The sequence below is a fragment of the Novosphingobium sp. B-7 genome, from assembly GCF_000410615.1.
GTDB lineage: Bacteria > Pseudomonadota > Alphaproteobacteria > Sphingomonadales > Sphingomonadaceae > Novosphingobium > Novosphingobium capsulatum.
The window spans coordinates 4,473-14,224 of the sequence record NZ_KE148359.1 but is presented as its reverse complement, the minus strand read 5'-3'; the positions used below and the strand labels follow the sequence as shown (position 1 = coordinate 14,224).

Sequence of the window (9,752 nt, the reverse complement as noted above, 5' to 3'; positions counted from 1 at the left end):
TGAAGCGGCATATATGGACGGCTCACCCAACCGTCAACGGCCATTTTTCCACAGGGGCGCAGACTGACCGTAAAACCCCGGTGTCATGGGCGTTTTGGCGCGAAATTTTTCTGCATTTTACCATGGCTGAAGCGAAACATGCCGGGAGAATCACCGTTGTGATTCGCCGTTTCCGGCGCCCTTCCCGTTCAGACTGCGCAAAAAGAAACGAAAAAACCCCGCAGCTTGCGCTGCGGGGTTTGATCAATTGCACTCGCCCTGTGGCGATCAGTGATGCGGGGTATCCTCGATCACCGGCAGCGTTTCGAACTGGTGGAACGGCGGCGGGCTGGACAGAGTCCATTCCAGCGTCGTGGCGCCTTCACCCCAATAGTTCGGCGCAGCCTTCTTGCCGGCGACGAAGGCGTAGATGATGTTCACCAGGAAAATCACGATCGACACGGCCATGATCATGTAGCCGATCGTGGCGATGTGGTTCCAGTACTCGAACGCGGGAGCGTAATCGGGATAGCGGCGCGGCATGCCCTGCACGCCCAGGAAGTGCATCGGGAAGAAGATCAGGTTCACGCCGACGAAGAACACCCAGAACTGCAGGTGGCTGAGGAACTCGGAGTGCATGCGGCCGCTCATCTTAGGGAACCAGTAGAAGAACCCGGCAAAGAGCGACGTGACCGCGCCGAGCGACAGCACGTAGTGGAAGTGGGCGACGACGTAGTAGGTATCCTGGAGATTGTCGTCGATGCCGCCGTTGGCAAGCACCACGCCGGTGACGCCACCCACGGTGAACAGGAAGATGAAGCCGATGGCCCAGACCATGGGCGACTTGAACTCGATCGACCCGCCCCACATCGTGGCGATCCACGAGAAGATCTTGATCCCGGTGGGCACGGCGATGACCATCGTCGCGGCCGTGAAATACATCTTCGTGTTCACGTCGAGGCCGGTGGTGTACATGTGGTGGGCCCACACGATGAACCCGACCAAGCCGATGGCGACCATGGCATAGGCCATGCCGAGATAGCCGAACACCGGCTTGCGCGAGAAGGTCGAGATGATCTGGCTGATGATGCCGAAGCCCGGCAGGATCATGATATAGACTTCGGGGTGGCCGAAGAACCAGAACAGGTGCTGGTAGAGGATCGGGTCACCGCCGCCGGCCGGATCGAAGAACGTCGTGCCGAAGTTGCGGTCGGTGATCAGCATGGTGATGGCTGCGGCCAGCACCGGCAGGGCGAGCAGCAGCAGGAACGCGGTGACGAGAACCGACCACACGAACAGCGGCATCTTGTGCAGGGTCATGCCCGGCGCGCGCATGTTGAAAATGGTGGTGATGAAGTTCACGGCCCCGAGAATCGAGCCAGCCCCGGCCAGGTGCAGCGAGAAGATCGCGAAATCGACCGCCGGACCGACCGAGCCCGATGTGGAAAGCGGTGCATAGACCGTCCAGCCGGTGCCCGCGCCATGGCCAGTGCCCCCGGGCATGAACGGCGAGATCATCAGCGAGCAGAAGCCCGAGAAGGTCAGCCAGAACGAAATGTTGTTCATACGCGGGAAGGCCATGTCGGGCGCGCCGATCATGATCGGCACGAACCAGTTGCCGAACCCGCCGATCAGCGCCGGCATGACCATGAAGAACACCATGATCAGGCCGTGCGCCGTGATCAGCACGTTCCACATGTGCAGCGTCTGGTTGAGATCGGCGCCATCACCGCCGACGAACCTGGTCCAGAACCCGAGGTACTGGATGCCGGGATGCGCCAGTTCGGCGCGCATGATGCCCGAGATCGCGCCGCCGACAACGCCGGCGAAGACCGCGAAAATCAGGTAGAGCGTGCCGATGTCCTTGTGGTTGGTGGACATGAACCAGCGCGCAAAGAAGCTGGGCTTGTGATCGTGATCATGCGCATGGTCGTGGTGCGCATCAAAACTTTCATGATCGGCGGGAATGGTGGCCATATCGGGCGATCCTCTTTCCGATTGTCGTTCAGGCGGCCGGAGCGGCTGCGCCGCCCACCGTACCGCCCTGGCTCTTGATCCAGGCGTCGAACTGGGGCTTGGTCACGGCTTCGACCACGATCGGCATGTAGCCGTGGCGCGCGCCGCACAGTTCGGAGCACTGGCCGTAATAGACGCCGGGCTTGTTGATCATCATCACCTTCTCGTTGATCCGGCCCGGAACGGCATCCAGCTTGAACCAGAGCGAGGGCACGGAGAACGAGTGGATCACGTCAGACCCGGTGGTCTGCAGGCGAATCGGCACCCCGGCCGGCACGACCATGCGGTTGTCGGCGGCAAGCTGCGGCGGCTCGCCGCGCTTGATGGCCTCGGCCGGCGGCAGCATGTTGGAGATCACCTCGAACCCGCCATTGTCGGGATAGGTGTAGCCCCAGTACCACTGATAGCCGGTGACCTTGACGGTCAGCGCGCCCTTGGGCGCAGGCTCGTACTGGTGGGCGAGCAGGCGAATCGAGGGGACCGCGATCACCACCAGGACCAGTACGGGAACCAGGGTCCAGATCACCTCGATCAAGGTGTTGTGGCTGGTCTTGGAGGCCACCGGGTTGGCGCGGCGGTTGAACTTGGCCATCACCGCGATGAGCAGGAACAGGACCAGCAGGACAATGACCGTGATTACCGGCATCAGCAGGTAATCGTGCATTTTCAGCGCTTCCTGGCCGATCGGCGAATACTGGTCCTGGAAGGTCCAGCCACCCGGAACGGGTTGCCCCTTGCCGGGCACCGGCTTGGCCGGGACATAAGTGGCGGCAGCCAGCGCCAGCGAAGGCGCCGCGGCTGCGGTTGTTGCTGCAATGCCTGCCAGGACATGACCGGCGGTCCGAAACGCTGTGCCCGCATGGCGGACGAATTCGATTGGACTCATCGTCGCTTGTTCCGCTCTTCCCCGCGTACACGCCAGTTTCGAGGTCTGCGTGCACTGATTGTAATTCCCTCGATTGCACCCGGCTATACGCGGCCTTGTCCTGAGCCACAAGTTGAGACGTTCACCAAGGCGACAGGAAAGCATTGCCCCTTGGTTCAAGCCCGCCCGCCGCAGGCCTGCCACTGGGCGAAAAACCCTTGCCCCGTGCCGCGCCAGCGCCCATGGCACATGGCAAACCCCAGCACGCCAAGACGGCGAACAGGCAGGACCAGCGAACCAGAGCCATGCAGGAAGAAGACATCCTTTCCGAATTCCGTGCCAGCCAGGCCTTGCTTGAAGGGCATTTCCTGCTCTCTTCGGGCCGCCACAGCGCCCATTATCTGCAATGCGCGCGCGTGCTGATGGACCCGATGCGCGCCTCGCGCCTAGCCAGTGCGCTCGCGGCCAAGCTGCCGCGCGATTTGCGCCAGCAGATCGCCAAGGTGGTGGCCCCGGCCATGGGCGGGGTGATCATCGGCCACGAAATGGGCCGCGCGCTGGGCGTGGAAGCGGTGTTCGTGGAACGGCCAACCGGCACGTTCGAACTGCGCCGCGGGTTTACCCTGACGCCGGGCGAAAAGGTGCTGATGGTCGAAGACGTCGTCACCACTGGCCTGTCCAGCCGCGAAGCGATCAAGGCCGTGGAAGAAGCCGGCGGCGTGGTGATCGCCGAGGCGGCGCTGGTCGACAGGTCGGCCGGCGCGGTGGACCTGGGCGTGCCGTTCTATCCGCTCGTCTCCCTCAATTTCCCGACCTATGCACCCGATGAACTGCCGCCCGCGCTGGCCGCTGTGCCCGCGATCAAGCCCGGCAGCCGGGCACAACCGTAAGACAGGAGAATATGGCGGTGAGCGAATTGTTCACGCCCGCCCGGCTGCGGCTGGGCGTCAACATCGATCACGTGGCCACCATCCGCAATGCGCGCGGCGGTGACCATCCCGATCCGGTTCGCGCCGCGCAGATCGTGGCCGACGTGGGCGGTGACGGGATCACGGCCCATCTGCGCGAGGACCGCCGCCATATTCGCGACGAGGACCTGGCACGCATCCAGGCGGCGACCAACCTGCCGCTGAACCTGGAAATGGCCGCGACCGACGAAATGCTGGCGATTGCCCTGCGCCACAAGCCCCATGCCTGCTGCATCGTGCCCGAGCGCCGCGAGGAACGCACGACCGAGGGCGGGCTCGATGCCGCCGGGCAGCACAACCGCCTGGCGCCGATCGTGTCGCGCCTGGCTGATGCCGGCATCCGCGTCAGCCTGTTCATCGCGCCGGACGCGCGACAGATCGAGGCGGCGATCAAGCTGGGCGCGCCGGTGGTGGAACTGCACACCGGCGAATATGCCCATGCCGAGGGCGAGGCCCGCGCCGTCGAGCTCAAGCGCCTGGCCGACATGGCCGCGCTGGCCGCCAAGAACGGCATCGAACCCCATGCCGGCCATGGCCTGACCTATGACAACGTGCAGCCCGTGGCCGCCATCCCGCAGCTGGCCGAACTCAACATCGGCCATTACCTGATCGGCGAGGCGATCTTCGTGGGTCTGGACGCGGCCGTGCGGCGCATGCGCACGCTGATGGACGAAGTGCGCTGAACCCGCCACGCGGCTGGAAGGAAGACCCCGCATGATCATCGGCCTGGGTTCCGACTTGTGCAATATCGAGCGCATCCAGCAATCGCTGGAGCGGTTCGGCGATCGCTTTGTCGAGCGGGTTTTCACCCCGGTGGAGCAGGCCAAGGCAGCGCGCCGGCCCTATACCCGCGCCGGCACCCTGGCCAAGCGCTTCGCCGCCAAGGAAGCCTATTCCAAGGCGGTGGGCACCGGCTTCAAGGCTGGGGTGTTCATGAAGGACATCGGCGTGGTCAACGCACCCTCGGGGGCGCCGACCCTGGCGCTGACCGGCGGCGCGGCGGCACGGCTGGCCGCGATCACCCCGCCCGGCCACAAGGCGGTGGTGCACCTGACGATGACCGATGACCATCCCTGGGCTCAGGCCTTCGTGGTGATCGAGGCCATTGCGCTGGACCTTGGCCACTCGGGCGAAGGAGAAACGGCATGAGCGACGGCGTTACCGGCCTGCCGCCGGAACAGGCCGAAGCCCGGCCCGCGCGCGTCAACTGGTGGGCGGAACTGCGCGGCCTGATTGGCATGCTGCTGGCTGTCCTGGTGTTCCACAGCCTGCTGGCCAAGCCGTTCTACATCCCGTCGATGTCGATGATGCCCAACCTGCTGGTGGGCGATCGGCTGGTGGGTTCCAAGTATCCCTATGGCTGGTCGTGGGTATCGCCATCGTTCCACGTGCTGCCGCGCTCGTCGGTGCGGCTGTTCCCGGCAACGCCGCAGTATGGCGATATCGTGATCGTGGTGCCGCGCGGCAGCAACGAGGACTATATCAAGCGGGTCGTCGCCCTGCCAGGTGACCGCATTGCCGTGGTCCATGGCCAGATCATCCTCAATGGCCGCCCCGTGCCGCAGGTGGTGGAAGCGCCGCTCGATCTGCCGGTCGATGCCAACGAACCGTGCGATCCCACCGATTTTCCCGGCTTGCGCTTTCGCGATGCGATGGGCCGGCAATTCTGCGAGCTGCCGATCCTGCGCGAGACGCTGCCCAATGGCGCGACCTATCGCATCATCGACCATGAGCAGCAGCCGCTCGATGACTATGCCGAGGTGACGGTGCCGGCCGGCCATGTCTTCCTGATGGGCGACAACCGCGATCATTCCGCCGACAGCCGCGAACCGCTGGCGCTCAAGGGCCTGGGTGGCCCAGTGCCGCTGGCCGACGTGGGTGGCCGGGCCGAGTTTGTGACGGTTTCCCTGGATGGCAGCGAAACGTGGAATCCGGCGACCTGGTGGCATGCGCTGCGCCACGGCCGCGGTGGAACCAGCCTGCGCGCGGAACAGGGGCTGCCACAATTCGTTCCGGCTTCCTGAACTCTTGCTGCGGGGGTAGCTTGCGCGCGATGTCCGATTCTGCCGACACCATTTCTGTCTCCGCCAACCCGCCGCCCGGCGGCACGACCAAGGCGAACGCGCCTGGCCCCACCGACATTACTGACCATACGGTTCGCCAGGAGGCCAAGAAGGCCTTTGTGTGGATCGGGATCGCTGCGCTTGTCGTGCTGGCGGTATTCCTGGCACAGCCGCTGCTGGTGATCTTTGGCGGGGTGGTGTTTGCCTCGCTGATCGAGGGTGGGCAACGCCTGCTCGGCCGGATTCTGCCCGGCCCGCGCGCGCTGCGGATCGCGCTGGTGCTGCTGGCGGCGGTCGGTTTCCTGGTATGGCTCGGCTATTTTGCCGGCAACCAGATCGCGGCACAGGCGGCGCAGTTTCCGCATATCATCCAGGGCCAGGCCCAGCGCACGCTGACCTGGCTGCACGGCCATGGCATCAACGTGGGCCAGGCTGACGTCTCCAAGATCGCCGAGCAGGTGATCGGCGGCGTCGGCCCCGTCACGCAGGCGCTGGGGGGAATTTTCGGTGGGTTCACCACGTTTTTCCTGATCGTGATCCTGGGCATCTATTTCGTGCTGGAGCCGGACATCTATCGGCGCGGCTTTGCCTGGCTGTTCCCGCTCGATCGCCGCCCGCATTTCCAGGTGACGCTGCAACGCATGGGCAAGTCGCTGCGCATGCTGCTGTTCGGGCGCATGATCGGCATGTTTACCGAAGGCCTGGCAACCTGGCTGCTGCTGGCCGTCTATGGCGTGCCGATGTCGGCGTTGCTGGGCATTCTGACCGGGCTGCTGGTGTTCCTGCCCAATATCGGCGCGCCGCTCTCGGGGCTGCTGATGGTGCTGGTGGGCTTTTCGGGCGGCACCGACATGGGGATCTACTGCATTATCGTCTACCTCGTGGTGCAGACGGTGGATGGCAACATCATCGTGCCGATGGTGGCCAAGAAGACCGCCGACCTTGCCCCGGCGATGGTGCTGGGCGCGCAGCTGATCTTTGGCGTGCTGTTCGGCATCCTGGGCCTGGCGCTGGCCGATCCGATCGTGGCGATGATCAAGATCGCCCTGGAACGGCAGGCCGAGCGCAACGACGATGAGCGGGACGAAACTGCCCCGGGCGAAACCCCCGCGCTGGCCACATGATGCCATGGTGATCAAGCGCGTGGTTCAGGCCGGCGCGCTGTTCGTGGTGCTGGCCTTGCTGTGCCTTGGCGTGTTGCGCCAGTGCTCGGCAGAAATCTCGCGCTATGCCTTTGCGCCCATCCACGCGTTCGAGCCGGGCGCACCGCCAGCGCCCAATGCCTATGCCGATCCTGCGATGTGGCTGGCGCGGCCCGGCATGGCCAATGACCCGGCACAGTGGCTGCCGCCGGGCACGCCCGCCCCGCCCAGCGGGGACACGGCAGTGTTCTTCGTGCATTCGACCACCTATCTCAGCCGCAACCACTGGAATGCGCCGCTGGCCGATATCGATTCGCAGCGGCGCGCCAACATTCTGGTGGCGGCCACGGCCAGCGCGTTCAACGCGGTAGGGCCAGTATGGGTGCCGCGCTATCGCCAGGCCGCGTTGGGTGCCTTCCTGACCGACGGTGCCGATCGCCAGCGGGCGATGGACCTGGCCTATGCAGACATTCACGCGGCCTTTGCCGCGTTCCTGGCGGCCCTGCCCCCGCAGACGCCGATCATCATCGCCGGCCACAGCCAGGGCGCGTGGGCCGTGGCCCGCCTGCTGCACGATAGTGTGCAGGGACGCCCGGTGGCGCGACGCGTGGTGGCAGCCTATGCCATCGGCTGGCCCATCGTGGCGGCAACGGCTGCGGCGGAAACCGGCTTTGCCCCGTGCACGACGCCCGATCAGGCAGGATGCCTGGTCGGCTGGCTCAGCTTTGCCGAACCGGCCGATCCCACCCTGCTGATCGGCGCCTATCACCGCTGGCCGGATCACGCGCCCGGCCAGGGCCCGCTCATCTGCGTCAATCCGCTGACCGGCACGCAAGGCGGCGTTGCCACGCGCAAGGCCAACCGCGGCACGCTGCTGCCCGATGCAAACGACAGTGAGACAGAGCGCGCCGGGCCGCTGGTGGCTGGCCTCGTGCCGGCGCGGTGCGATGCGCGCGGACTATTGCTGATCGGGCCGCCGCCGCACATCGGGCTGTTCGTGCTGCCGGGCAACACCTACCATGTCTACGATATCCCGCTGTTCTGGGCCAATCTGCGCGCCGATGCCCTGCGTCGCAGCGCCGCGTGGCACCAGGCCCGGGACGGAGGAACTCAATGATCACCCAAAATGTCGCCGACCTGCGCGCCGCCCTGCCGATGGGCGGGGTGCTGATGGGGCTTGACCCTGGCACCAAGACCATCGGCGTGGCGCTGTGCGATGCCGGCTGGCACTTTGCCACCGCCGGGCAGACCGTGATCCGCCGCAAGTTTGCCCAGGACAAGGCAGCCTTGGCTGACATCATCGCGCAGCGCGGGGTCAAGGGCCTGGTCATCGGCCTGCCGCTCAACATGGATGGCAGCAACGGTCCGCGCAGCCAATCAGCCCGCGCCATGGCGCGCAACCTGGAAGACCTGGGCCTGCCCATTCTGATGTGGGACGAGCGCTGGTCGACGCAGGCGGCCGAGCGCACGATGATCGAGCAGGATTTCAGCCGGGCCAAGCGCGCCCAGCGCATCGATTCGCATGCCGCCGCGCTGATCCTGCAGGCCGCGATCGACACGCTGGCCGGCGGGGTGCTGTGATTTAACCAATCGGTTGAACCCCGGTCGACATTGCGGCAAGGAACAGCGATGGCAGAACACGAACCTTTCACCTGGCGCAAGCAGGGCCCCTTTGATCCGGCAGTGGCGGGCGAACTGCTGAGCAAGCTGGGCCACGGCGGCTTTCTCGGCATGCGCTATGGCGACCATGGTCCCGACTGGTTCGAAGCCGAATTGCCCTGGCGCGAGGATCTGGTGGGAGCGGGCAACAATGGCGTGCTGGCCTCTGGCCCGATCATCAGCCTGTTCGACAATTGCACATCGATGGCGATCTGGACGCGGCGGGGATGCTTCGTCCCCCATGTCACGCTGGACCTGCGCATCGACTATGTCCGGGCAGCCGTACCGGGGCGCAGCGTGATCGCGCGGGCGGAATGCTATCAGTTGCGCGGCGACTTGGCATTCGTGCGGGCGCTGGCCCACGATGGGGATATGGCCGATCCGCTGGCCCACGCTGCCGCCATCTTCATGGTGCTGGGAGACAGCGAATGAGCGAGGGCCAACGCGATGGCAGCGTCCTGTTCACCCTGCCGCCCTTTGCCCTGGCCATGGGCATGACCCTGGCGGCGGACGAAGACGGCAGCCCGATCGTCACCATGCAGTTTGGCGCCCATTCGGAAGGGCGCCCCGGATTTCTGCACGGCGGCGCGATTGGCGGGCTGCTGGAAATGGCCGGGTTTGCTGCCCTCTCTGTCCATCTGGCGCGGAACGGGGTGAACCAGCGGATGAAGCCGATCAACATCTCGATCGAATACCTGCGCGCCGGGCTGCCACAGCCGGTCTACGCCATAGGCCAGGTGGTGCGCGCCGGGCGGCGCGTGGCCAATGTGCGGGTGGAAGCCTGGCAGAGCGACCGCGCCGTACCGATCGCCAGCTGCTGGATGAACTTTCACCTAGCAGCGCCCAAGGGCTGATTAGCCGGGCAGGCGCAGTTCCACGGTCAGGCCACAGGGCAACGCTGCACCGGGCGGCAGGCGTTGCGCATCGGCGCGTGCGCGCACCAGGATAGCCAGCGGCACGGCGGCATCGGCCACCACGGCATCGGCCATGCCCAGAAGGCGCGCCTCGCGCAGGGTAAGGTCTTCCGGATCGTCCGAGCGCAGCACGATGACATGGTGCC

11 protein-coding genes and 1 pseudogene are annotated in these 9,752 nt (G+C 65.6%); 9 read left to right on the top strand and 3 right to left on the bottom strand.

Annotated elements, in window-relative coordinates; translation table 11 throughout:
- Nucleotides 1–267: 267 nt before the first annotated feature.
- Nucleotides 268–1,956, bottom strand: coding sequence for a cytochrome c oxidase subunit I (ctaD, locus tag H926_RS0114000; protein ID WP_022676871.1), 1,689 nt, complete (start codon nt 1,954–1,956; stop codon nt 268–270).
- A gap of 28 nt (nt 1,957–1,984) precedes the next feature.
- Nucleotides 1,985–2,881 (bottom strand): cytochrome c oxidase subunit II, encoded by an 897-nt coding sequence (gene coxB, locus H926_RS0113995; protein WP_022676870.1) that lies wholly within the window; start codon nt 2,879–2,881, stop codon nt 1,985–1,987.
- Nucleotides 2,882–3,165: 284 nt separating this feature from the next.
- Between coxB and pyrE the strand changes: the two genes are divergently transcribed.
- Genes pyrE through H926_RS0113950 form a run of 9 tightly spaced genes read left to right on the top strand, consistent with a single transcriptional unit; the run spans nt 3,166 to nt 9,546 of the window.
- On the top strand, nt 3,166–3,750 hold the full coding sequence (gene pyrE / locus H926_RS0113990) for an orotate phosphoribosyltransferase (protein WP_028658009.1): 585 nt from the start codon (nt 3,166–3,168) through the stop codon (nt 3,748–3,750).
- A gap of 17 nt (nt 3,751–3,767) precedes the next feature.
- Entirely contained in the window at nt 3,768–4,511 is a 744-nt protein-coding gene (locus tag H926_RS0113985) for a pyridoxine 5'-phosphate synthase (protein WP_028658008.1), read from the top strand.
- Between the two features lie 31 nt (nt 4,512–4,542).
- Nucleotides 4,543–4,977, top strand: coding sequence for a holo-ACP synthase (gene acpS / locus H926_RS0113980; protein WP_022676867.1), 435 nt, complete (start codon nt 4,543–4,545; stop codon nt 4,975–4,977).
- The gene (gene lepB, locus H926_RS0113975) at nt 4,974–5,852 is read left to right on the top strand and encodes a signal peptidase I (protein ID WP_022676866.1); all 879 of its coding nucleotides are present in this window, start codon (nt 4,974–4,976) and stop codon (nt 5,850–5,852) included. Before acpS ends, lepB begins: the two co-directional genes overlap by 4 nt.
- Before the next feature lie 29 nt (nt 5,853–5,881).
- On the top strand, nt 5,882–7,015 hold the full coding sequence (locus tag H926_RS0113970) for an AI-2E family transporter (RefSeq protein WP_022676865.1): 1,134 nt from the start codon (nt 5,882–5,884) through the stop codon (nt 7,013–7,015).
- A 4-nt stretch (nt 7,016–7,019) separates the two neighbouring features.
- The gene (locus H926_RS0113965; protein ID WP_022676864.1) at nt 7,020–8,150 is read left to right on the top strand and encodes a DUF3089 domain-containing protein; all 1,131 of its coding nucleotides are present in this window, start codon (nt 7,020–7,022) and stop codon (nt 8,148–8,150) included.
- A complete protein-coding gene (gene ruvX, locus H926_RS0113960; RefSeq protein WP_022676863.1) occupies nt 8,147–8,614 on the top strand; it encodes a Holliday junction resolvase RuvX in 468 nt (155 codons plus the stop codon). Before H926_RS0113965 ends, ruvX begins: the two co-directional genes overlap by 4 nt.
- A gap of 48 nt (nt 8,615–8,662) precedes the next feature.
- Nucleotides 8,663–9,124, top strand: a complete 462-nt coding sequence (locus tag H926_RS0113955; RefSeq protein WP_022676862.1) for a PaaI family thioesterase — start codon at nt 8,663–8,665, stop codon at nt 9,122–9,124.
- Nucleotides 9,121–9,546 (top strand): PaaI family thioesterase, encoded by a 426-nt coding sequence (locus H926_RS0113950; RefSeq protein ID WP_022676861.1) that lies wholly within the window; start codon nt 9,121–9,123, stop codon nt 9,544–9,546. The genes H926_RS0113955 and H926_RS0113950 overlap by 4 nt, the downstream gene beginning before the upstream one ends.
- Here the strand turns inward: H926_RS0113950 and H926_RS34745 are convergent.
- Nucleotides 9,547–9,752 (bottom strand): annotated as a pseudogene (locus H926_RS34745) (siroheme synthase); the annotation flags it as partial. It abuts the gene before it with no gap.